This is a genomic window from Pseudomonas proteolytica, from assembly GCF_007858275.1.
Taxonomy (GTDB): Bacteria; Pseudomonadota; Gammaproteobacteria; order Pseudomonadales; family Pseudomonadaceae; genus Aquipseudomonas; species Aquipseudomonas proteolytica.
Map to the genome: position 1 here is coordinate 80,750 of NZ_VFEV01000011.1, position 23,967 is coordinate 104,716.

The following is a 23,967-nucleotide window of genomic DNA, read 5'->3' on the forward strand; positions in this document are numbered from 1 at the left end:
CTTTATATGACCGCCCTGGACGATGCCCGCTATGACGCCACCTGCCGCCCCGCTCGACTTACTGCTACTGCCAAGCTGGCTGGTACCGGTCGAACCTGCGGGCGTGGTGCTCAAGGCGCATGGCCTGGGCATCCGCGACGGGCGCATCGCGTTTATCGGCCCGCGCGCGCAGGCGCTGAAGCTGGCAGCCCATGAAGTGCGCGAGTTGCCCGGAGTGCTGCTCAGCCCGGGCCTGGTAAACGCCCATGGCCACGCGGCGATGACCCTGTTTCGCGGCCTGGCCGACGACCTGCCACTGATGACCTGGCTGCAACAACATATCTGGCCGGCCGAAGCCAAGTGGGTCGATGAGGCGTTTGTACGTGATGGCACCGACCTGGCGATTGCCGAGCAGATCAAGGGCGGCATCAGTTGCTTCTCAGACATGTACTTCTTCCCCAAGGTCGCCAGCGAACGCGTACACAACAGCGGCCTGCGGGCACAGATTGCCATTCCGATCCTCGACTTCCCGATACCCGGCGCAGCCAATGCCGACGAGGCGGTCCGCCAAGGCGTGGAGCTGTTTGGCGACCTCAAGCATCACCCACGGATCAAAATCGCCTTTGGCCCCCATGCGCCCTATACCGTCAGCGATGCAAACCTGGAAAAAGTCCGGGTGATCGCCGAGGAGCTGGACGCCGCCATTCATATGCATGTCCACGAAACCGCCTTTGAAGTGCAGCAGTCCGTGGAACAGTATGGCGAACGCCCCCTGGCCCGACTCGCGCGCCTGGGCCTGCTCGGCCCGCGCTTGCAGGCCGTTCATATGACCCAAATCAGCGAAGACGACCTGGCGTTGCTGGTAGAAAGCAACAGCAGCGTGATCCATTGCCCGGAATCCAACCTGAAACTGGCCAGTGGCTTCTGCCCGGTGGAACGCTTGTGGCAGGCCGGCGTCAATGTGGCAGTAGGCACCGATGGCGCAGCAAGCAACAATGACCTGGACCTGTTGGGCGAAACCCGCACCGCCGCGCTGCTGGCCAAGGCCGTCGCCGGCTCGGCCAGCGCCCTGGATGCCCACCGTGCGCTGCGCATGGCCACCCTCAACGGTGCGCGGGCCATGGGCCTGGAGGCTGAAATCGGCTCGCTGGAAGTGGGCAAGGCCGCAGATATCGTGGCCTTCGACCTTTCAGGACTGGCCCAGCAACCGATCTACGATCCGGTCTCGCAGCTTATATATGCCACCGGACGCGATTGTGTGAAACACCTTTGGGTCGGCGGCAAGCAACTGCTCGACGACCGGCAACTGACCCGTATGGATGAGCAGCAACTGAGCGCCATGGCCGCTGCCTGGGGCCAGCGCATCAGTGGACACCACGAATAACGCCGGCCCAGGATCAATATTCCGGCCAGGCACACCGTTTTATCGGATTTAGAGGACTACCCATGAGTAACGTCGACCACGCCGAAATCGCCAAATTCGAAGCCCTGGCCCACCGCTGGTGGGACCGCGAGAGCGAGTTCAAGCCCCTGCACGACATCAACCCGCTGCGGGTCAACTGGATCGACGAGCGCGTCAATCTGGCCGGCAAGAAAGTCCTCGACGTGGGCTGCGGCGGCGGCATCCTCAGCGAGGCCATGGCCCAGCGCGGCGCCACAGTGATGGGCATCGACATGGGCGAGGCGCCTCTGGCCGTGGCCCAGTTGCATCAGTTGGAGTCGGGCGTGAGCGTGGAGTACCGCCAGATCACCGCCGAAGCCCTGGCCGAGGAAATGCCCGAGCAGTTCGACGTGGTGACCTGCCTGGAGATGCTGGAGCACGTGCCCGACCCATCGTCGGTGATCCGCGCGTGTTTTCGTATGGTCAAGCCCGGCGGCCAGGTGTTCTTCTCCACCATCAACCGCAACCCCAAGGCTTACCTGTTCGCGATCATCGGCGCCGAATACATCATGAAGCTGCTGCCGCGCGGCACCCATGACTTCAAGAAATTCATCCGTCCTTCCGAACTGGGTGCCTGGAGCCGCCAGGCCGGGCTGACCGTCAAGGACATCATCGGCTTGACCTACAACCCGCTGACCAAGCACTACAAGCTGGCCAGCGACGTCGACGTCAACTACATGATCCAGACCCTGCGAGAGGAATAAACCTGTGAAGTTGAAAGCGGTTCTTTTCGACATGGACGGTACGCTGCTCGATACCGCGCCGGACTTTATCGCCATCTGCCAGGCCATGCGTGCCGAGCGCGGGCTTGCGCCGATCAACGATCAGCATATCCGCGATGAAGTCTCCGGCGGCGCCCGGGCCATGGTTGCCGTGACGTTTGCCATGGACCCCGAGTCCCCAGGCTTCGAAGCGTTGCGCCTGGAGTTCCTCGAACGCTACCTCAAGGGCTGCGCGATCCATAGCAAGCTGTTTGATGGCATGGCCAAACTGCTGGATGACATCGAACAGTCCAAGCTGATCTGGGGCGTGGTCACCAACAAGCCGCTGCGCTTTGCCAAGCCGATCATGGAGCAACTGGGCCTGGCCGAACGCTCGGCGCTGCTGATCTGCCCGGACCACGTGAAAAACAGCAAGCCCGACCCGGAACCGCTGATCCTGGCCTGCAAGATGCTCGACCTGGACCCGGCCAGCGTACTGTTCGTAGGCGACGACCTGCGGGATATCGAGTCAGGGCGCGACGCCGGCACCCGCACCGCCGCCGTCACCTATGGCTACATCCACCCCGACGACAACGCCCGCAACTGGGGTGCCGACGTTGTGGTCGATCATCCGCTGGAACTGCGCAAAGTGCTCGATAGCGCACTCTGCAGCTGCTGAATGGCTAACCAATGAAGCTCTAATGTGGAAGCGGGCTTGCTCGCGAAGGCGGTGGGTCATCTGATAGAGAGTTGACTGACACTACGCTTTCGCGAGCAAGCCCGCTCCCACATTCAGATATGTGTTGCCCCACTGAATTTTGTTGAGGTCGATTATGTTTGATTACTCCGCACGCCCAGAATTGCTCAAGGACCGGGTCATCCTGGTCACCGGCGCCGGTCGCGGGATTGGTGCTGCTGCGGCCAAGACCTACGCCGCCCACGGCGCCACCGTGCTGTTGCTGGGCAAGACCGAAGCCAACCTGGCCCAGGTCTACGATGAAATCGAAGCCGCCGGCCACCCGCAACCGGTGGTGATTCCGTTCAACCTGGAAACCGCCCTGCCCCATCAATACGATGAGCTGGCGGCAATGATCGAAAAAGAATTCGGCCATCTCGACGGGTTGCTGCACAACGCCTCGATCATCGGCCCGCGCACCCCGATCGAACAGCTGTCGGGCGAGAATTTCATGCGCGTCATGCATATCAACGTCAACGCCATGTTTATGCTGACTGCCACGCTGCTGCCGCTGCTCAAGCTGTCCCAGGACGCGTCGGTGGTGTTTACCTCCAGCAGCGTCGGGCGCAAAGGGCGCGCTTACTGGGGCGCCTATGGCGTATCGAAATTCGCCACCGAAGGCCTGATGCAAACCCTGGCCGACGAACTCGACACCGTTGCCGCAGTGCGCGCCAACAGCATCAACCCAGGCGCCACCCGCACCAGCATGCGGGCCCAGGCTTATCCTGGAGAAAACCCGGCCAACAACCCGCTGCCGGAAGAAATCATGCCGGTGTACCTGTACCTGATGGGCCCGGATAGCTCGGGGATCAATGGGCAGGCATTCGACGCGCAGTAATCTCCACAACGCGGGAGCGGGCTGGCCTGGGACAACCCTACGTCTCTAACTGACGACTCACCCCGTGGCGAGCGGGCTTGCCCCGCGCTGGGCTGCGCAGCAGCCCCACCCCAGGCACCGCGATTGTTTCAGACATACCGAGCCGGCAGGTCTTGGGGCGGCTCCGCCACCCAACGCGGGCGATGCGGCGTTCCGTCAAGCCCGCTCGCCACAACAAGCCCACAGGTCTTTGCCCACCCATCACATGTGGGAGCTGGCTTGCCTGGGATAACCCTAGGTCTCTACACAACTTTCAGAAACTGACGACTTACCCTGTGGCGAGCGGGCTTGCCCCGCGCTGGGCTGCGTAGCAGCCCCACCCCAGACACCGCAGTTGTTTCAGACATACCGAGTCGGCAGGTTTTGGGGCGGCTACGCCACCCAGCGCGGGCGATGCGGCGTTCCGACAAGCCCGCTCGCCACAACAAGCCCCCCCCCCACAGGGGCGGGCGCCAAATTCCCAGCGCTGTGCATACGTACTAAATCCCATCCCCTTGTTTTATAAGCAATAAAAAATATTGCACGAAATGGCACGCTTTTCGCTCCAATTTGCTTCAAACAGGCGGCACGACGTAAAGACGTGTGGCATGGGATCAGGGGTTATAACCCCCGGCAAAGCGGACTAGACTGTTACCTATGTTTTACGGAACTGAAGGAACAGTAAGGCGCCCGCCAGCGGCCGCTCCCATTGAGCCTGTAAGACAGCATTAAGTGCTTAGAGGCCTACCCGCTTATGAAAACACCGACCCAGACCAACGCAATTGACTTCGACAGTGCCAAATTGCAACGCCTGGGCTTTGGCCAGCCTTCCCTTATCGCACGGCGCCCCATCAGCCTCGGGCAACTGCGCCAGCAACTGAACCTGCAATTGCAGACCAGCCTGGAGGCGGAGCGAATCCTTGGCCTGTTCTTTCGCGAAGTGCAACGCCTTGTGCCCCTGGATGCCCTGCAATACCGCCATGAAGCCAGCGACCTGCGCCTGGAATACGGCCAGCGTGGCCATCACTCCGTGAGCTACAGCCTCAGCCACGAGGGCGAGCACCTGGGAGAGTTGGTGTTTCGCCGCAACCAGCGTTTCACGGAGGAGGAACAGGGCAATCTGGAGTCGCTGCTGGCCAGCCTGCTCTACCCCATGCGCAACGCCTTGCTGTATCGCTGCGCGACCCGCACCGCCCTGCGCGATCCACTGACCGAGACCGGCAACCGCGTCGCCATGGACCAGACCCTGGGCCGCGAGATCGAAATGGCCAAGCGGCACCTGCATCCGCTGTCCTTGCTGATGCTCGACATCGATCACTTCAAGCACATCAACGACAGCCACGGCCACGCCACCGGCGACAAAGTGCTCAAGGCCGTCGCTGCCTCGATCAAAAGCCAGTTGCGCAATGTGGATATGGTGTTTCGGTTTGGTGGGGACGAGTTCCTGATCCTGCTTTCCAACACCAGCCGCGAGGCCGCCACCCTGGTCGGCGAACGCCTGCGCCAGGCAGCGCAGGCCCGGGACTACTGGGCAGACGCTACGCGTATCGAATTGACGGTGAGCCTGGGTTGCGCGACGTTGCTGGCGGGCGAGTCGGCCGAGAGCCTGCTGCGTCGCGCCGACAATGCCTTGTACGTGGCCAAGCGCGAAGGCCGTAACCGCCTGGCAATGGCGGGGTAAACGCTACCCCGCCATGCCCGGGTCAGGCTTCGCTGGTCGCCAGGACTTGGCGCTCGCGGGTCACCGCAGTTTTCTCCAACTGCATGCAGCGCTCCAGGAACAGGTACATATAGTCGTAGCTTTTGCACACAGCCTGGCGCAACTCCACTTGCAACGCCTTGCTCGGGTTCATCCCCGCCAGGGTGCAAATAATCTCCAGCGCTTCCCATGGGTGGGCGTCGTCATACTGGGCATGCATCTTCAGCCACTTCATGGCGCGCTTGCGGTCTTCTTCAGGGAAAGCAGCGGCATACACGCCCGTTGAACACACCAGCGCAGACCACTCCCCAGTGGCGCCTTCGATGGCGTAGTTGGTGGCGGCAATGGCAACGATCAACGAATCGGCCGAACTGGTGTGCCAGCACCAATGACTCAGCGCATGCAACTCTGGCGGTACGTGTTGCGCCTGCAGCTCTTCCAGGCCGACGCCATGGGCGCGCGCCCAGTGCATCCAATAATCGGCATGGTTCAGTTCCACACGAATATTGCGCATCAACCAACGTCGCGCCATATCCTCCCCAGGATGTCGGGCAAACTTGGTCTTGGTCAGGTTTTGTGCCATGTACAACGCGAACTGTTCCACCACTGGCCAGCCACCGATCAGGTAGTGGCGCATGGTCTTGGCGCTGAGCTTGTTATCGCGCATGCGCTGGTACAGTTCGTGTTCGACAACGCGGCGCTTGCTCTCGCTACAGTCCTGGATCAATTGCTGAGCCCAGGCGGGGTAACTTGAGGCTTCCATAAGCGGGCCGGTTCTGCTGAATGTGTCGATCACTGTCGGGCTCCTTTTGATTTGTGATGTGTACAGACCAGCAGATGTTTCAGCGGAACGTGCCGGGCGCCCTGAATAACAGAGGCTGCGGGCGCGCAGGTCGACATTGCAAACTATCGAAGGTAAACAATTGCGGGCGCTCAATCAGGTAGCCCTGAGCGTAGTCCACGCCGATCTCGAGCAGTGCCTGCTCGATGTGCGGCGTTTCGACAAACTCGGCAATCGTGCGTTTACCCATGACATGGCCGATGTGATTGATCACTTCGACCATGGCGCGGTTAATCGGGTCGTCCAGCATATCCTTTACGAAACTTCCATCGATCTTCAGGAAGTCTACAGGTAAATGTTTGAGGTAGGCGAATGAGGACATTCCGGCACAAAAGTCATCCAGGGAGAAGCAGCAACCCAACGCCTTGAGCTCATTGATAAAACGAATCGCGCTGCCCAGGTTGGAAATGGCGCTGGTTTCGGTGATTTCAAAACAGATCATGCCCGGTGGAATCCCATAGGCACTGAACTTCTCCCGCAGGAAACGCAGGAAATCGTCATCGCCAATGGTGATGCCCGACAGGTTGATCGCACACATCGCCATGGGCCTGCCAGGTCGCTCGAGCATGCAACGGGCGATCAGCTTGAACACGTTCTCTACCACCCAGCGGTCCAGCGAGGTCATCAACCCGTAGCGTTCGGCGGCCGGGATAAAGCTGTCAGGCAAAATGATCCGCCCCGCTTCATCATGCAGGCGCAGCAGGATCTCGATATGCCCGGCCCCCGCCTCGGTGTGGCCCAAGGGCGCGATTTCCTGGGCATACAGGCAGAAGCGGTCCTCTTCCAGGGCCATGTGCAGGCGCTGGATCCAGGCCATTTCGCCAAAGCGCAACGACAGCTCGGTGTCGTCGGCATGATAGACCTGCACCCGATTGCGCCCCTTCTCCTTGGCCATGTAGCAGGCCATATCCGCGGCACGCAATGACGTCTCCAGGGTGGTCGGGGTGTGCGAGATATGCACCAGGCCGATACTGACCGTGGTGACAAACGGTCGGCCTTTCCAGACGAAGTGCAGGTTTTGCACGGTATGTCGCAGGCTCTCGGCGATCTTCTCGGCCACCGGCGCCGGGCAGTTTTCCAGCAGGATGCCGAACTCGTCCCCACCCAGGCGGGCCAGGGTATCGCCTTCGCGCAGGTCCGATTGCAGCAAGGCGCAGATATGCCGCAACAGTTCATCGCCCGCCGCATGGCCACAGGTGTCGTTGACCAGCTTGAACTGGTCCAGGTCGAGGAACATCAAGGCATGGCGCGCCGACTGCTGGCGCCCGACGCCATGCAGCACCTGCTCCAGGCGATATTCAAATTCACGCCGATTGGCCAGCCCGGTCAAGGCATCATGGGTCGCCTGCCAGGACAGATTGGCAATGTACTGACGCTCCTGGGTCATGTCATGCAACACCAGCACCGCGCCACTGACCTTGCCGGCACTGCGGATCGGTGCCCCCACCAGGGTCACGGAGACGGTACTGCCATCCAGGCGCTGAATCAGCTTGGAGTGCTCGCTGCCACCGCTGAGTTGGCCGTCAAGAATATGGTCGATCAGGGTAAACCCGTCGGCCTGGGCGTGCTCATCCAGCAGATTGAACAACGCAGCCAACGGCAGCCCTTGCGCCTGGGCCGCGTTCCAGTGGGTCAGGGATTCCGCCGCCGGGTTCATGTAGGCGATAGCCCCATCGACATCGGTAGTGATCACCCCATCGCCGATGGACTCCAGGGTGATCTGCGCCCGCTCCTTCTCCAATTGCAAGGCATCGGCAAACGCATGGCGCTGGGCCAATAGCTTGCGCGTGCGCAGCAACGCCAAGGCGATCAGCCCCAAGGCAGTGGCCAGGTTGGTGATCAGCAACAGGCGCAGAATCACCCTGGAGCCTTCACCCAAGGCATCGCTGAAGGCCTTGGCCGCCGGCGTCACCCCCTCGTTGATCGCAATGATACGGTCTTTCCAGGCATGGATATCGGCACTGCTGACCCGATCGGCGATGATTTGCCGGTGCATCTCCTGCGCCAGCTCATCAAGTTGCACCAGGTAGCTGTCACCGACGGTCCACAGTTCGATGGCTTTTTCCAGGTAGCTGAAATGGCGAAAGTTGAGGTACAGCCAGATCAGGCTCGACACGTCGTCAGGATGATTGCCGCCCTTGAGGATCCCCTGGCGCGCCGCCTCCAGGTCAGGGATGGCGCGATCCAGGGCGACACGCAGCTCATGCCCGCCCTGAGGTACGGCAATAGCGTTCTGGTATTTGAGAAAGGTCGCCTGGTCGCGGTTGTCGGCGTACAGGGTCAGGTAGTAGATGGCGTCTTTCTGGCCCTTGGACCACAGGCTCTCGCCCGCCACATAGCCGCGCACGGCCGACAGCACGTAAAGACTGACGCAGCCCAGCAGCGCCTGGAACAGCACGACGGCAATAAAGGGCCAGACAATACCGAGCAACCGGGGTGTTCCGAGAGTTCGCTTCTGCTTCATGAGATCCCTTGCATCAGCACAGGCGACTAAAAACTGCTCCTGACAGCACAGCCGAGGCCAAACACGACCCCTTCAGGGCCGGAGCCGGGATCGATTCAGCGAACTTGTTGCAAGTGTCCATAAAGCTTGGCGTACAAGCCGCCATCGGCTATCAGTTGCTGGTGGTCGCCATCTTCGGCGATGTGTCCACCGTCAAACACCAATACCCTATCAGCCTGCTTCACCGCCGACAAACGGTGAGCAATGATCAGTGTAGTACGCCCACTGAGAAACCGCGCCAGGGCCTGGTGCAGGTTGTACTCGGTAGCCGCATCCAGGGCCGAGGTGGCTTCGTCGAGAATTACCACTTTTGGCTCGGCCAGCACCATCCGGGCAATCGCCAGGCGTTGGCGCTGACCACCGGACAAACGCACGCCCGAGCGCCCGACAATACTGTCCAGACCTTGAGGCAACCCTTTGACCGTAGCATCCAACTGGGCAATTTCAAGGGCCTGCCAACAGGCCTGGTCAGTGCGCTCGCGGCCCATGGTGAGGTTGGCGCGCACGGTGTCGTTGAACAGCGCCGGATGCTGCAGCACCACCGCGACATGCTCGCGAATGGTTTCCAGGCCAATGGCCTGCTGGGTCGCGCCGCCGAAGCGGATCGTCCCCGCTTGTGGGGTGTAGAGCCCCAACAGCAATTGCACCAGGGTGCTTTTACCGCCGCCACTGGCACCGACGATCGCAACCTTTTCCCCGGGGGCAATGGCCAGGTTCAACTGGTTGAGCACCAGGTCTTCGCCATAGCCGAAGTCCAGGCCCCGCACTTCGATGCCCACGGTCTGGTGTCCGGTAAATGGATCTTCGCCCCCGGCATATTGCGGTTCGTCGGCGCGGGCCAGCAGTTCGTTGATGCGCGTCAGCGCACCGCCGGCGGCGTAGTAGGCGTACTGCAGGTTCAGCAGTTGTTCCACCGGGCCGATCATGAACCACAGGTAGCTGAACACCGCGAGCATCTGGCCGATGGACAGGTCGGAAAACAGCACCGTGAGCATCGCTGCCGCACGGAAGATATCGATCCCGAACTGGAACAGCAGGCCGCTGGCGCGGCTGGATGCATCGCTTTTCCACTGGGAGTTGATGGCAAAGTCACGTACTTCCTGGGCGCGCTGCCCCAGGCGCCCGAGGAAAAAGCCCTGGCGATTGCCAGCGCGCACTTCCTGGATGGCGTCCAGGGTTTCCGTGAGGGCCTGGGTGAACCGCGAGGTGCTGTCGTTTTCCAGTTTCTTCAGGTGTTTGACCCGCTTGCCCAACTGCACCGTGGCGTAGATCACCAATGGGTTGAACAACAGGATCAACAGCGCCAGCTTCCAGTGCATCCACATCAGGATGCCGGAGGTGCCGACCAGGGTCAGCATCGCCACCAGGAAGCGGCTCAAGGTTTCACCGACAAACTTGTCCACGGTGTCGAGGTCGGTCACCAGGTGCGTGGTGACGGTACCGCCGCCCAGGCTTTCGTATTCACTCAGGGAAATGCGCTTGAGCCGTTCGATCAGGCGCACGCGGATGCGATAGACGATGTCCTTGGCCAGCCCGGCAAACAGGCGCGCCTGGACCACGTTGAACACCAGCGCCGCGCAACGCAGCACCAGGGTGATCAGCAGCATCAGGCCGATATAGCCTGCGGCCTGCTGCCAGGGTGCTGGCAACGCGTGGTTCATCACCTTCAGCGCGGCATCGCCATTGCCCAGCAACACCTCGTCCACCAGCAATGGCAGGAGCAAGGGAATCGGTACGCTGCACAGGGTCGCCAGAACGGCGACACCATTGGCGATCCACAGGGCTTTTTTATGACGCAGGGCCAGGCGGCGGATTTCTGCCCAGGTCAGCCGATCAACGCGTACGGCGGGTTGATCAGCCACAGGCGGCTCGCTCCAGCCAGCGACCGAGCAACGGCGACAGCTCGGACAGCGGCTGGTAGCCGTTGGTCAACAAGGCCAATTGGCCATTGCGCTCGGCCAACAAGGTGGGAAAACCGGCGATGCCCAGGTCCTGGACCCAAGTGAAATCGGCGGCCGTGGCGGCATGCTGTTCGGCGCGGTCAAAAGCCTCGGCAAACTCGATACGCGGCACCCCGGCGGTCTCGGCCAGTTCCACCAGCACACTGGCGCGGGTCACATCGCGACCCTCGACGTAAAATGCCTGCTGGATCAGCCCGAGCAAGGTCCAGGCGCAATCCGGCGCCAGGCTGCGTGCGGTGACCAGGGCCCGGCATGCCGGCTCCGTGTCATACACAAACCCGTCAGGCAAGGCGCCCTCCAGGCGGAACGGCTGGCCAGTGGCTTCAGTCACCGCCTGCCAGTGTTCCAGGATATAGCGCCGGGTGGCCGGCTCCAGCGCCGAACCACTGCCGGTGCGCAAACCGCCGACCACCAGGTGCAATTCCACGCCAGCCGCCTGGGCCTGCTCAACCAGGGCCTTGGCCACCGGGGCAAAACCCCAGCACCAGGAACACATCGGGTCCATTACATAGAGCAGGCGCGCGGACATGGCTCAAGCCTCGGTGGATGATTGCTTGTAGTTGTAACCAATCGGGTGCGGCATATTGCGGGCCTTGGCCAGTTCGATCTGCTTCTGGCGGTCGATCGCACTGCGACGGGTCTTCTCGGACAGCTTATCCCAGCAATGCGGGCAACTGATGCCGGCCACGTAATGCTCGGATGCGCGGTCCTCTACGCTAACCGGTGTACGGCAGGCATGACATTGATCGTAGTCACCTTCGCTCAAGTCGTGGCGCACGGTCACGCGGTTATCGAACACGAAGCAGTCACCCTGCCACTTGGTTTGTTCCTGGGGCACCTCTTCGAGGTATTTGAGGATGCCGCCCTTGAGGTGATACACCTCATCGAACCCTTCGCTGAGCATGTAGCTGGAGGCCTTTTCACAGCGAATGCCGCCGGTGCAGAACATGGCGACTTTCTTGTGCTTGGCCGGATCGAAGTTGGCTTTGATATAGTCGGGAAATTCGCGAAAACTCGTGGTTTTCGGGTCGATCGCCCCTTCAAAGGTGCCGATCGACACTTCATAGTCGTTACGGGTGTCGATCAACAGCACTTCTGGGTCGCTGATCAGGGCGTTCCAGTCTTGTGGATCAACATAGGTGCCGACTTTCTTGTTGGGGTCGACGCCTTCGACGCCCAGGGTCACGATCTCTTTTTTCAGCTTGACCTTGGTGCGGTAGAACGGCTGCTCGTCGCAGTACGACTCTTTGTGGTCGATGTCGACCATGCGCGGGTCGTTCTTCAGCCAGGTCATCAGGCCATCAATGCCTTCGCGGCTCCCGGAAACGGTGCCGTTGATGCCTTCTTCGGCGATCAGCAAGGTGCCCTTGATGCCGTTGTCGACCATGGCTTGCAGCAGAGGCTCGCGCAGGGCGACGTAATCTTCGAGGGTGACGAACTTATACAGTGCCGCCACGACGATGGGTTGTGTCATGGGTGTTCTCTCCAGGTGGCTACCCTCGCAAAGGGTGAACCGGATGCAAAAAAAACGCGCCGACTGAGCGGCGCGTTGCGGATTCTATCAGGGATAAACCCCGAACTGTAGGAGCGAGCTTGCTCGCGAAAAACCTGAGAACGCCGCGTGCTTTCAGAATGCGCGCGTCATCGTTAACGATCTTCGCAAGCAAGCTCGCGCCTACAGAGGTTGACCGTAACCGATCAATGTCCGCCAGCGCAGGTCGGCGAGGCCGGGGCTGCGTCGATTTTCGCCCATTCTTCAGGCGTGTAGGTATGCAGTGCCAGCGCATGGAACTCGCCCATCAGGTCGCCCAACGTGGCGTAGACCTTCTGGTGGCGCTTGACGCGGTTGAGTCCGTCGAACTGCTGGCTGACCAGCACGGCCTTGAAGTGCGTCTGCAATCCACGGCTGTGCATATGGCTTTCGTCCAGCACACTCACGTGTTCCGGGCTCAGGGCGGCAAGTGCCGTCTCGATGCGCTGTTGCATGGTCATTCCTGGCTCCACTTACTTCTTGGCAGGCGCGGCGGCTTTTTTCGCCGGAGCCAATTCGTTGGTCATGTCTTCCAACAGCTTGTTCACGACCGGTACCGCGCTTTCCAGTTTGGCCTGGGTCAGTTGGGCCGATTGCTGGGTCAGTTGCGGCATTTTCTCCAGGACTTTCTTACCCAGTGGCGATTTGTAGAAGGCAACCAGGTCCTTGAGTTCTGACTCACTGAAGTTGCTGGTGTACAGCTTGACCATGTCCGGCTTGAGCTTGTTCCAGCCAATGGCCTGGTCCAGGGCGGCGTTGGCCTTGGCCTGGTAGGTGTCCAGAACGGTTTGCTTGGCGGCAGGCGCCTTGGTCTGCTCGAAACGCTGGGCAAACATTTGCTGCACTTGCATGTACACCGGGGTGCCGAGCTTGTCTGCGTGAGCCAGGGTCAGGAAGGCTTCGGCACTGGCGTTGTGGCTGGCGGTATCGGCAAGAACCTGGCCGCTGGCACATACCAGGGCAACCGCGGTACAGATGGCACGAAGACGAGTCATCGAGTTTCCTTTCTAGCTGGCGAGGTAAGACCCCAAGGGCGACCATTCTGCGCCTAAAAAACGCCGGTACTCAACCCCACGCCTTGTAGGGCCTGGTTTTGCGGGGGATTGCCCGATGAAATGGCTTTTATGGAACCCAAGCGTGCCTCCAGGGCCTAAACTGCGCAAACCGACTACAAGGAGAGTCACCGCGATGAGCCGTATCGAAACCGACAGCCTGGGCGAAGTACAAGTCCCGGATGACGCTTACTGGGGCGCACAGACCCAGCGTTCACTGGTCAATTTCGCCATCGGCGAGCAACGCATGCCACTGGCGGTCCTGCACGCCCTGGCGCTGATCAAGAAGGCCGCGGCGCGGGTCAACGATCGCAATGGCGACCTGCCCGCCGACATCGCCCGCCTGATCGAACAGGCCGCTGACGAAGTCCTCGATGGCAAGCACGATGACCAGTTCCCGCTGGTGGTCTGGCAGACCGGCAGTGGCACCCAGAGCAACATGAACGCCAATGAGGTGATCGCCGGCCGCGCCAATGAGCTGTCGGGCAAGCCCCGTGGCGGCAAGAGCCCGGTGCACCCCAATGATCACGTCAACCGTTCCCAGAGTTCCAACGACTGCTTCCCCACTGCCATGAGCATTGCCACCGTACAAGCGGTGCATGAGCAGTTGCTGCCGGCGCTGCGTGAGCTGTCCGGTGGGCTGGCCGAGCTGTCGGCGCGCCATATGAAGCTGGTCAAGACCGGCCGCACCCACATGATGGACGCCACGCCCATCACCTTTGGCCAGGAAGTCTCGGCGTTTATCGCGCAACTCGATTATGCCGAACGCGCCATTCGCAGTGCCCTGCCCGCCGTCTACGAACTGGCACAAGGCGGCACGGCGGTCGGCACCGGCCTGAACTCGCCCCATGGCTTTGGCGAGGCCATTGCCGCAGAAATCGCCGCGTTGTCCGGGCTGCCGTTTGTCACCGCCCCCAACAAGTTCGCCGCTCTGTCGGGCCATGAGCCGCTGACGACTTTGTCCGGTGCCTTGAAAACCCTGGCCGTGGCCTTGATGAAAATCGCCAACGACCTGCGCCTGCTAGGCTCGGGCCCGCGCGCCGGGCTGGCTGAAGTGCGCCTGCCGGCCAATGAGCCGGGCAGTTCGATCATGCCCGGCAAGGTCAACCCGACCCAGTGCGAAGCGCTGTCGATGCTGGCCTGCCAGGTGCTGGGCAATGACGTGACCATCAGTATTGCCGCAAGCCAGGGGCATTTGCAGTTGAACGTGTACAAGCCGGTGATTATCCACAACCTGCTGGAGTCGATCCGCTTGCTCGCCGACGGCTGCCGCAACTTCCAGGAACATTGCATCGCCGGCCTTGAACCCGACGCCGAGCAAATGGCCGAACACCTGGAGCGCGGGCTGATGCTGGTGACGGCGCTGAACCCGCATATCGGCTATGACAAGTCGGCAGAGATTGCCAAGAAAGCCTATGCCCAAGGGCTGACCCTGCGCGAAGCGGCGCTGGAATTGGGCTACCTCACCGATGCCGAGTTCGACCAGTGGGTACGCCCGGAAAACATGCTCGAAGCCGGGCACTGATCCCCTCTCCTACAGAGGTTGTATCAACCTTGCGCGCCGGGCCTTGAGCCCGGCGATCAAGGACGGGGCCAACGCCACCGATGCCGACCCCAGCACCACCAGCACCGCGCCACCGTAGCCCAGGCCATTGATCTGCTCGGCGTGCACATAGTCGGGCCACAGCCATGCCGCAATCGCCACCGCCACGAACGTCACCAACGGCGTGATCGCCAGGGTCGCGCTGACCCGCGAAGCCTCCCAGTGGGCCAAGGCCTCGGCAAAGGCGCCGTAGGCAATCAGGGTATTGAAACAGCACGCCAGCAGCAGCCAGCCTTGCAACGGGCTCAGTTGCAGCGCTTCCATGGGATGCACCCAGGGCAGCAGCAGAAATGCGCAGCTCAGGTAGATCACCATCATGACCTGCAGGGAATTCCACACCGTCAACAATTGCTTCTGGCCCAGGGCGTAGAACACCCAGATGGTGGTTGCCAGCAGAATCGTCAGCACCCCGGCGGTGTAGGTGCCCAGGGACGTCAACAGCTCTGCCAGGCGCTGGTTGAAGAACAGCGCAAAACCGATGATCAATACCAGCAGACCTACGCCCTGCCCCAGGCTGAAACGCTCCTTGAACAGGAACACGCTGGCAATCATCAGGAAGATCGGCCCCATCTGCACCACCAGTTGCGCGGTGCCGGGGCTCAACATCTTCAGCCCGACCAGATAGAGCACGTAGTTGCCCACCAGTCCGCATACCGCCATCGCCACCAGCCAGCCACCGCGCTTGCCCAGGACTTTGGGGCTGGGCAGACGCTTGACGGCGGCCAGGTAAATGAACAGGCAAGTGCCGGACACCATCAGGCGAAACCAGGTCACGGTGATCGGGTCCATCACCTGCAGGACCTGCTTGAGCTTGATCGGCAAAATGCCCCAGAGCAGCGCGGTCAGCAGGGTCAGGGATAAACCGTAGACCCAGCGGCCGGAAGAGATGTGCATGAGTGCCCCAAGAGCCAGAGGAAGAGGAACCTGCATTCTAGGGGGATGTGGGTAGACCTTGGCGAAGTTTTTTATCAGACACACCACAAATCAACGGTGGGAGCGGGCTTGCTCGCGAATGCGGTGGGTCAGTGATGGATATATCGACTGATACACCGCTTTCGCGAGCAAGCCCGCTCCCACAGTTGATCTTCGGTGTTTTATAGATCAGCGCACGGCTTCAAACAGCCCCGTCGCCCCCATCCCACCACCGACGCACATGGTGACGATGCCGTAGCGCAAATCACGCCGCTGCAGTTCACGCACCAGATGCCCCACCTGCCGCGAGCCGGTCATGCCGAACGGATGGCCAATGGAGATCGAACCACCGTTGACGTTGTACCTGGCATTGTCGATTTCCAGGCGATTACGCGCATACAGGCACTGCGAAGCAAACGCCTCGTTGAGTTCCCACAGGTCAATGTCCGCCACCTGCAGGCCACGGGCCTTGAGCAATTTGGGCACCGAGAACACCGGGCCGATACCCATCTCGTCCGGCTCGCAACCGGCAACGGTAAACCCGCGGAAAAACGCCTTGGGCTTGAGCCCCAGTTCCAGGGCTTTTTCCAGGCTCATCACCAGGGTCATCGATGCGCCGTCGGACAGTTGCGAAGAGTTGCCTGCCGTCACCGAGCCATCCTCGGCAAACACCGGCTTGAGCCCGCTGAGGCTGGCCAGGGTGGTGTCTGGACGGTTGCAATCGTCGCGATCGACCACGCCATCAAGAATCTGTACCTCGCCGGTGTTTTTATCCTCGACCTTGTACTTGACCGCCATGGCTACGATTTCATCATCGAACAGCCCGTCAGCCTGGGCCTGGGCGGTGCGCTGCTGGCTTTGCAGGGCGTACAGGTCCTGCTCCTCGCGGCTGACGTTATAGCGCCGGGCGACAATTTCGGCGGTCTGGCCCATGGGGAAATAAATGCCCGGCACCTGCTCCTTGAGCAAAGGGTTGATCAGGTTGTCGGTATTCACGCTTTTCATGGTCAGGCTGATGGATTCGACGCCACCGGCAACAATGATGTCGCTGCAACCCGAGGCAATCTGGTTCGCCGCGATGGCAATCGCCTGCAGCCCCGAAGAACAGAAACGGTTGAGGGTCATGCCCGCGGTGCCGGTGCCAAGGCGCGACAGCACTGCCACGTTGCGGCCGATGTTGTAGCCCTGGGCTCCTTCGTTGGAACCGGCACCGACAATGCAATCCTCGACACTGGCCGGGTCGATGCCGTTGCGGGTGAGCAAGGCGTTGACGCAATGCGCGGCCATGTCATCGGGGCGGGTCTGGTTGAACTTGCCGCGAAAGGACTTGGCCAGGCCGGTTCGCACGCTGTCGACGATCACTACTTCACGCATGGGCTACCTCAATCTTGTCGTTGTTGGGAGACAGATCGAGGATAGATCCAGCGCCAGGCGATCGCGACGATCATTCACCTGGCGTATGCAAAAGCATGGCGCTAACCCTGTAGGAGCCAAGCTCGCGCCTACTTATGCTTCTTCTTTTTGTCGTGTTTATCGGACTTGGCGAACGCCTCTTCCAGCGCCAGGTTGATGGTGCGCAATACCTTGACCCGCGCCCAGCGCTTGTCGTTGGCCTCCACCAGGGTCCAGGGGGCGATCTCGGTGCTGGTACGGTCCACCATGTCGCCCACCGCTGCCCGGTACGCATCCCACTTGTCGCGGTTGCGCCAATCGTCTTCGGTGATTTTGAAGCGCTTGAAGGGGATTTCTTCGCGCGCCTGGAAGCGCTCCAGTTGGGTGTCCTTGTCAATGGCCAGCCAGAACTTGACCACGATCACCCCGGCGTCGCGCAGTTGCTCCTCGAAATCGTTGATCTCGGCGTAGGCGCGCATCCAGTCCGCAGTGCTGCAAAAGCCTTCGATCCGCTCCACCAGCACGCGGCCATACCAGGAGCGGTCAAACACGGTGAACATGCCCCGCGCCGGGATCTGCCGCCAAAAACGCCACAGGTACGGCTGGGCCCGTTCGTCTTCGGTGGGCGCGGCAATCGGTACGATGCGGTATTGGCGCGGGTCCAGCGCCGCCGCCACCCGGCGGATCGCCCCGCCCTTGCCCGCCGCGTCGTTACCTTCGAAAACCGTGACCAGCGCGTGCTTGCGCATGCGTTTGTCGCGCATCAAGCCCGAAAGCCGCGCCTGTTCGGTAATCAGTTGTTCCTCGTAGTCGTCCTTCTCCAGGCGCTGGGTCATGTCCAGGCTGTCGAGCAGGTTCATCTGGTCCACGGATGATGGCAATGGCGCCGGCTGGATACCGCTGGCCTTGGTTTTTGGCACCTTCAGGGCATTTTGCAGGCTTTCCAGCAGGATCTTGCCCACTGTCAGCCCACGGTAATTGGCGTCGACGCCTTCGATCACATGCCAGGGCGCGTAGTCCCGGCTGGTGCGGCGCAGCACGCGCTCACCAAAATGCACGAACTTGTCGTAGGTCTCGGACTGCTGCCAGTCCAGCGGGCTGATGCGCCAGCTGTGCAGCGGATCGTCCTGCAAGGCCTTGAGCCGTGCCTTCATTTGCTTCTTGGACAGATGGAACCAGAACTTGAAGATCAGCGCCCCTTCATCGCAGAGCATCTGCTCCAGGCGTTCGGCCCCGGCGATGGCCTGGTCCAGCCGCGCATCCTTGATCTGCCCATGAACCCGCGCCTGCAACATCTGGCTGTACCAGTTGCCGAAGAACACCCCCATGCGCCCCTTGCCCGGCAATTGCCGCCAATAGCGCCAGGCCGGCGGGCGCGCCAGTTCTTCGTCGGTCTGCTGGTCGAAGGTGCGCACTTCGATCAGGCGCGGGTCCATCCATTCGTTGAGCAGCTTGACCGTCTCGCCTTTGCCGGCGCCTTCGACGCCATTGATCAGGACGATTACCGGGAAGCGTCCCTGCTGGTGCAACTCGAACTGCGCCTCCAGCAAGGCTTCACGCAATGCCGGGACTTGCGCGTCGTAAGTGTCTTTATCGACGGCGTGACCAATTTCTGCGGATTCGAACATGGGCGACTCCCTTCCAAGATGGATCAAGACTAGCGGATTGGGCTGCAAGGCGGGCAAGCAATTCCATAGGCCTTGCCGTGGATCAATCCGCAACCCTGGCGGCTAGTCTTCCGGCAGATGGCAGATGTTCAGGTCCTGATACTTCATCATCTGCTGGGTCAGGCGTTCCATCACCTCGTTGATCGCCTGCCTGCGCGGCGCGCGCAGGCCTTCCATTTGCGCCAGGTATTCGCCATCGGTGAGGTTCTGACTGTTCTCGAAAAGCGCCTGCTGCTGCCCATCAAATGGCTCGGTCGCACGCCTGAACGTCTCGGGAAACTGCTGCTTGAGATGAGCCTTCCAGAACGACAGTTGGGCAATAAACCGCAAAAACACCGGCGACAGCTCGGCGATCAGGACTTGCTCATGCGCACGCTCCAGGTTCTCGCTGGTCAAGTCAGCCAATGACCCGAAGCGCATGTGCTTGGGTTGCCCCGGCAACTGCAGGATCTTCGCCAGGCCGACCCGATACGCCAGGCTCACCTCCAGCGGGTCTTCGCTGGCATGTTCGGTGGCGTAAGTCGCCGCAATCTTTTCCAGTTCACTGAGGCGAAACAGGCCGCGCCCCAGGCTCAGCAGCACCCCGGAGTTGCCTTGCCCACGGCTGGCCTGGCGCGTGGCGTTCGCCACGGCCTTGAGCACTTCGACCTGGCTGAAAATCTCTGTCGCGCCATCGACACAGTTCGCCGGATGGGCCACCAGTTGGAACACCCGCTCGCGCAACTCGACGCTGTCATGGGTCGCCTGCAAGACCTCCCAGACTCGCCGGGTCATGTCCTCGCGCACGTAACGGCTGTCGGCGGCGCCAGAGAGTTGCGCCAACAATGCCATCAGCGGCATCGATTCCGGGTCATCGCGCAGGTTGGCCCAAATCGCCCGCTTGCTGGCATCGGCCGCCGCCACCTCGTCTGGCAACCAGGTGCGCCTGGCCTTCAGCTCAGTGAATCGTGACGAATCGTCCTCCACATAGCCCATACCGATTCCCACTGCATCGCGGTAACTGATCAGGGCGCTCATCGTCGTCGAGGACAAGGGGTTGCCCCCCAGATTGATCGCCTGGCTGAACCTGCGTGTGGAGGTGAACAACCAGTCGGGCAACACCGTGATCCAGTTACTGCGCAGGTCGACCTGTTCCAGATGGGCCAGACGTGCGATCCCGGTGGGCAGGTCCACCAGCTTGGCATCCTCCAGTAACAGGGTCTGCAAGTCGCGCATGTTGCTTACGTCCAGATGCGACTCGATGGGGTTGTGGCTCAAGTCCAACAGACACAACGTGCTCATGTCGGCCAGCTTGCGCCGGGTGTACTCAGTCAGCGCCAACTGATTATGGGGCAAGGCCAGGCTGTTGAGTTCGGGCATGCGCGACAGGTATTCGGGCAGGCGGGTCAGGCGGTTGCGGTCCAGGTTCAGGCGCCGCACGCCCTTGAAGCACTTCAGAAAATAAGCCACGTCATCGCCCAGGCGCATGTTTTTCAGGGACAGTTGCCGCACATGGTCGAAGCGGATCTCGGGGGGCAGGTTCGGCAATGCCCCCACGCGCATGCCATCCAGTGTCAGCCCCGGCACGGGCACTTGGTGATCATCGAGCACAAAGCTCTGGCGGCGCCAACAGGCTTCGATCCGCTCGGCCACTTGCTGGCGGCTGTGACGGATATCAGCCATGCCCGGCTGCGCCGCCAGGTCGCCGAGGTTGTTCTTCCAGTGCTTGAGGATCGAGCGCAGAAGCTTCAGGTCAGCCTGCAGGCGCGCGACGGCCTTGGCTTGGGCCAGGGCGTCGGTCCCCAGGCTTTGCAATAACTCGGCTGCCTGGACATCACTGAACAAGGGATAAATTTTCTGTACCTTGCCCACCAGCGGCCGCGGGCTGGCCGGTGAATCAGACATGCGACTGGGAACCTCCAGCGCCTGGGGCTCGCTCGCCTGATCGGAGAAAGCTTCGCCCGCCACCACACGCTCGCTCTGCGCCCGGGCAGCCAGGCGACGGCGCAGCCTCCAGGCGTTTTCGCCAGGATGCAACGGCAACTCCAGGGCGCTGCGCTGGGTAGCCGAGAGCGTTTGCAAGATCGCCTCGAACAACCCGTCGGAACCGGCCTGGGCCGCCCCCATGCTCACCCCGTGGGCATCGAACGGCGTGAATCCCACGCCCGAGCTGACCAGCACCCGACGCACGCTCGCGCCCTCCCTCGCCCCCAGGGCCAACAACGGCCCGGCGGGTGAACCCTGGCGCAACTCCACTTGCAGTGTGCTGTCCCAGCCGTCGAGGTGCGGCAGCATGCGTACCGCCACGCACTGGGTGTCCAGACCGGCCAACTCCGGCTGCTCGAAACCGGCCAGGGCACGGTCCAGGCGCTGTGCCTCCAGGCTCACGCGCACCGACTCTGCCAGGGCCATGGGCACCCGCTGGTTGTCCCGCAGGGCTTGAAGCTCCACGGAGGACGCCTGGGCCATCAACTCGCGCATCACGCGGGAGGGTAATGGCGGGTAGGCCTCGCGCAACGGCGCGCCACCCTCGGGCACCGGCCCGTCGTAGGCCTGGTATAGCTGCTCAAACAACGGTTTGCGATCAGCCTTGAGGTGCGCGAGCAATTGACGCGCCAATGCCGCGTGCTCGTCATTGGCGGCCACCCCTTCGCCCAACAGACCGGCCTTGCGTGGCGCATCCAGGCCAGACAGCAACACATCAAACACCTGCCCCTGCGCCACGGCCTGCTCGCAGAGGCTCAAGCGCCCGGCGGCATCAAACGGGCCAGCGGCGGGATAACGCGCCGTAACGCTACCCTGGGCATCCAGCACCTCGAAATAATGGCCCTCGGGCCAGCCCGGCAGCAGCGGCAACGCGTGCATCTGGGTGGTCGCACTTGGCCCATTGAGGTAAGCGCCACGCTCCAATAGCCAGACCAGGTCGCGAATCGACTGCTCCAGCCTGAAGCGCTCGTACAGATCACGAAAGCGCGCCGGAAAAGGCAAGCACTCCTGCGCCAGGTGATACCCCCAGCGGTGGGGCTTGTCCATGATGTCCTTGACCAGCCGCAGCTTGCGCGATTCCAGCGCAGGGTAGCGACTGCTCGGCTCCAGGCGGGAAAACAGATAGTCCTGGTCTTCCCACTCCTCGGGGTCCTCGAACGAAAACCGCCAGGCCCCCTCGCCGTTGTGCACCATCGGCGGCTGATAGGCCGCCTGCCGCGTACGGTGGCTGGCCCGCCACACACCCTGCTGCGGCTCGTAGGTCACCTGATGCAGGTTATCGCCGACTTTGACGTATGAGCCAGCGCCCACCTTGTACACGCCCTGGGCGTCGGCAGGCACATCGTCGATCAGGTGTTGATCGTGGGAATACTGCCCGATGTCAGGGTGCCACAGCCGTGGCTGTCCATCCGTCGAACGCACTGCTTCCAGCGACTTGAAGTAACCGGCATAGCTTTGCCGGGTGCGCTTGAGTACGTTGCCCACGACCTTGGTCCCCGCAGCGAACAACACCATTGAGGTAATGTCCTGCGCCACGGCTACCAACTGCTTGAGCGCCTCCTCCTTGTCGCCACGGCGCCAATCCTCAATGCCCTCATACACCTCGCCGAGCATCTGCCCCACCGCCACGCTCGTCATCAACAGGCCCAATGCCGGAACCACAAAGCCGGCGAGATTGAGCAGCGTCAGCCCCGCGTCCAGGTAGTCCAGCAGACGCTGCTTGCGCACCTGCTCATCCACATCCGCCACCGGGACCGCCAGGGTCCGGGCGTCGATCTGCAATTTGCCCGCGTAGGTGGCAAAAAAGTGCTGCGCCAGGCTGGTGGTGATGGGCTTGGCCTCCAATACACCGAGGGTACGGTGCTGGTCAAAGCGACGGAAAAAATCGACCCGGTCTATTTCCCCCAGGTACCCCGTGAAAAAGGTGCGGTAGGTGCTGACTTCCAGCTTCAGATCCAGATAAAGCTTGAAGTCGTTGAGCGATGGGTACTCAAAAAAAGGTCGCCCTGGCTCATTGGGCATGTACACCACACAGGGCTCCTGCGGGTAATCGGCAATCGGCCGGCCAGAGAACACCAGCACACTCCACAGGCAGCAATCCAGCGCATTCAAGCCCTGCCAGATGACCTGGCGCCCTTGGAACATCAGGCCCCTGGCCTGCACGGGGTCCATCTTGCGATCCAGCAGGGTGCATAACAGGCCATAGGTCGCGGGGGTGATATCGCCGCGCATGCAGGCAATGTGCGCGTCGATTTTCAGATCCAGGGTTTTCATCCAACCGATATCGAGCGCCACGCCATTGAAATAGGCGTCATCGCCGGGTTCGCCAACGTCGAGGTTGAACACGTCACTGATGTGCTGCTGATACAGGCTGCCGACATCAAGATCCCGGCAGCCCTTGGCAAATGCCTGCACGGAGACAGGGATCACCCCACCCTGGCCTGAACCCGATTGCAGCCGCGACGGCGGCGCAAAATGCGCCTCTTGCGCTTGCTCCTCGGTAAAGTTCTGCAGGGCCATGTGCAACAGGGTCTGCTGCTCCAGCTTGACACTGCGGACATATTCCAGCGGCAGCACGCCTTTCTGGTATTCGTAGAAGGCCCGCACAAACAGGTCCTTGTGCGGCTCGACCGTGACCTGCCATTGCCTCTGGCAGTAGGCCTTCAACTGCGCACTGCAAAACTCATCCAGTGAGCGCAATGGGCGCAAGCGTCCCGCGACGGCGGCCCTGGCCTCGTCAAGCTGCGCGGCCTCCCGCTCCAGCGCCTCCAGTACCCCTTTGGGAGCGTTCAACATCCAGCCCGGCAGGCGCTTTTGCAGGACCTCGGCCTTGGACAGGTCGTGGGTGATTTCCAGCAACGCCGCTTGTAGCTGGCGCTGCGTCAATTGAGTACATGTCTTGGTCAAATCATCCTGGTCCGGCATGCGCAATGTCCTTTATTGCCCGTTAATCAGCCATTCACCATAACCCGACGCAAGCCTTTGAATTTACGCAGATAGTTGATCGTTAGCGGGTGCTTTACAGAGGTTTTTTGCGTGCAACCATCAGCGGGCTACCACCACAGGCCGGCGCGGATCGGCCGGCGCTCCCGCGATCGGCTAGAATGGCCGCCTTGTCTTTGCCGAGT

The 23,967-nt window shown here is 61.5% G+C and carries 17 protein-coding genes and 1 pseudogene; 6 read left to right on the plus strand and 12 right to left on the minus strand.

The genetic code is table 11. From position 1 onward, the window contains the following. Positions 1-31 precede the first annotated feature (31 nt). From FIV38_RS10320 to FIV38_RS10340, 5 genes are all read left to right on the plus strand, one after another. Positions 32-1,363, plus strand: a complete 1,332-nt coding sequence (locus FIV38_RS10320; RefSeq protein ID WP_092235116.1) for a TRZ/ATZ family hydrolase — start codon at positions 32-34, stop codon at positions 1,361-1,363. A 62-nt stretch (positions 1,364-1,425) separates the two neighbouring features. Further along, on the plus strand, positions 1,426-2,124 hold the full coding sequence (gene ubiG / locus FIV38_RS10325; protein WP_003172645.1) for a bifunctional 2-polyprenyl-6-hydroxyphenol methylase/3-demethylubiquinol 3-O-methyltransferase UbiG: 699 nt from the start codon (positions 1,426-1,428) through the stop codon (positions 2,122-2,124). Between the two features lie 4 nt (positions 2,125-2,128). After that, on the plus strand, positions 2,129-2,800 hold the full coding sequence (mupP, locus tag FIV38_RS10330) for an N-acetylmuramic acid 6-phosphate phosphatase MupP (RefSeq protein WP_092235113.1): 672 nt from the start codon (positions 2,129-2,131) through the stop codon (positions 2,798-2,800). 154 nt (positions 2,801-2,954) lie between these two features. Further along, positions 2,955-3,695, plus strand: a complete 741-nt coding sequence (locus FIV38_RS10335) for a YciK family oxidoreductase (protein ID WP_032863166.1) — start codon at positions 2,955-2,957, stop codon at positions 3,693-3,695. A 772-nt stretch (positions 3,696-4,467) separates the two neighbouring features. Then, on the plus strand, positions 4,468-5,394 hold the full coding sequence (locus FIV38_RS10340; RefSeq protein ID WP_029298719.1) for a GGDEF domain-containing protein: 927 nt from the start codon (positions 4,468-4,470) through the stop codon (positions 5,392-5,394). A 22-nt stretch (positions 5,395-5,416) separates the two neighbouring features. Here the strand turns inward: FIV38_RS10340 and FIV38_RS10345 are convergent, their stop codons facing one another. The 8 genes and pseudogenes from FIV38_RS10345 to FIV38_RS10375 all read right to left on the minus strand — a co-directional run bounded on the left by FIV38_RS10345 (position 5,417) and on the right by FIV38_RS10375 (position 13,243). Further along, the gene (locus tag FIV38_RS10345; protein ID WP_186352324.1) at positions 5,417-6,175 is read right to left on the minus strand and encodes an iron-containing redox enzyme family protein; all 759 of its coding nucleotides are present in this window, start codon (positions 6,173-6,175) and stop codon (positions 5,417-5,419) included. 79 nt (positions 6,176-6,254) lie between these two features. Then, positions 6,255-8,717: an EAL domain-containing protein gene (locus FIV38_RS10350; protein WP_092235107.1), complete on the minus strand. Its 2,463-nt coding sequence runs from the start codon at positions 8,715-8,717 to the stop codon at positions 6,255-6,257. A gap of 95 nt (positions 8,718-8,812) precedes the next feature. Then, on the minus strand, positions 8,813-10,618 hold the full coding sequence (locus FIV38_RS10355; protein ID WP_092235104.1) for an ABC transporter ATP-binding protein: 1,806 nt from the start codon (positions 10,616-10,618) through the stop codon (positions 8,813-8,815). Further along, the gene (locus FIV38_RS10360; protein ID WP_169851649.1) at positions 10,611-11,213 is read right to left on the minus strand and encodes a DsbA family protein; all 603 of its coding nucleotides are present in this window, start codon (positions 11,211-11,213) and stop codon (positions 10,611-10,613) included. Before FIV38_RS10360 ends, FIV38_RS10355 begins: the two co-directional genes overlap by 8 nt. Positions 11,214-11,249: 36 nt before the next feature. Next, the gene (gene trhO / locus FIV38_RS10365) at positions 11,250-12,191 is read right to left on the minus strand and encodes an oxygen-dependent tRNA uridine(34) hydroxylase TrhO (protein WP_092235099.1); all 942 of its coding nucleotides are present in this window, start codon (positions 12,189-12,191) and stop codon (positions 11,250-11,252) included. A gap of 103 nt (positions 12,192-12,294) precedes the next feature. Further along, positions 12,295-12,420 (minus strand): annotated as a pseudogene (locus FIV38_RS30335) (outer membrane lipoprotein carrier protein LolA); the annotation flags it as partial. Then, positions 12,416-12,709, minus strand: coding sequence for a BolA family protein (locus FIV38_RS10370; protein ID WP_029298730.1), 294 nt, complete (start codon positions 12,707-12,709; stop codon positions 12,416-12,418). The pseudogene FIV38_RS30335 and the gene FIV38_RS10370, both read right to left, overlap by 5 nt. 12 nt (positions 12,710-12,721) lie before the next feature. Next, positions 12,722-13,243 carry a DUF2059 domain-containing protein gene (locus FIV38_RS10375; protein WP_029298732.1) on the minus strand — a complete coding sequence of 174 codons (522 nt, stop codon included), beginning with the start codon at positions 13,241-13,243 and terminating at the stop codon, positions 12,722-12,724. Positions 13,244-13,436: 193 nt separating this feature from the next. Between FIV38_RS10375 and FIV38_RS10380 the strand changes: the two genes are divergently transcribed. Then, on the plus strand, positions 13,437-14,825 hold the full coding sequence (locus FIV38_RS10380; protein WP_092235093.1) for a class II fumarate hydratase: 1,389 nt from the start codon (positions 13,437-13,439) through the stop codon (positions 14,823-14,825). Positions 14,826-14,834: 9 nt separating this feature from the next. Here FIV38_RS10380 and FIV38_RS10385 read toward each other — a convergent pair whose 3' ends face one another. The 4 genes from FIV38_RS10385 to FIV38_RS10400 form a co-directional block, all read right to left on the minus strand. After that, positions 14,835-15,797 (minus strand): DMT family transporter, encoded by a 963-nt coding sequence (locus FIV38_RS10385; protein ID WP_070995209.1) that lies wholly within the window; start codon positions 15,795-15,797, stop codon positions 14,835-14,837. Positions 15,798-16,004: 207 nt separating this feature from the next. Continuing rightward, complete coding sequence (locus tag FIV38_RS10390; protein ID WP_070995210.1) at positions 16,005-17,189, minus strand: thiolase family protein; 1,185 nt, start codon at positions 17,187-17,189, stop codon at positions 16,005-16,007. Positions 17,190-17,317: 128 nt separating this feature from the next. Continuing rightward, the gene (pap, locus tag FIV38_RS10395) at positions 17,318-18,835 is read right to left on the minus strand and encodes a polyphosphate:AMP phosphotransferase (RefSeq protein WP_029298740.1); all 1,518 of its coding nucleotides are present in this window, start codon (positions 18,833-18,835) and stop codon (positions 17,318-17,320) included. A gap of 102 nt (positions 18,836-18,937) precedes the next feature. Continuing rightward, on the minus strand, positions 18,938-23,764 hold the full coding sequence (locus FIV38_RS10400; protein ID WP_092235091.1) for an NEL-type E3 ubiquitin ligase domain-containing protein: 4,827 nt from the start codon (positions 23,762-23,764) through the stop codon (positions 18,938-18,940). Positions 23,765-23,967: the final 203 nt, after the last annotated feature.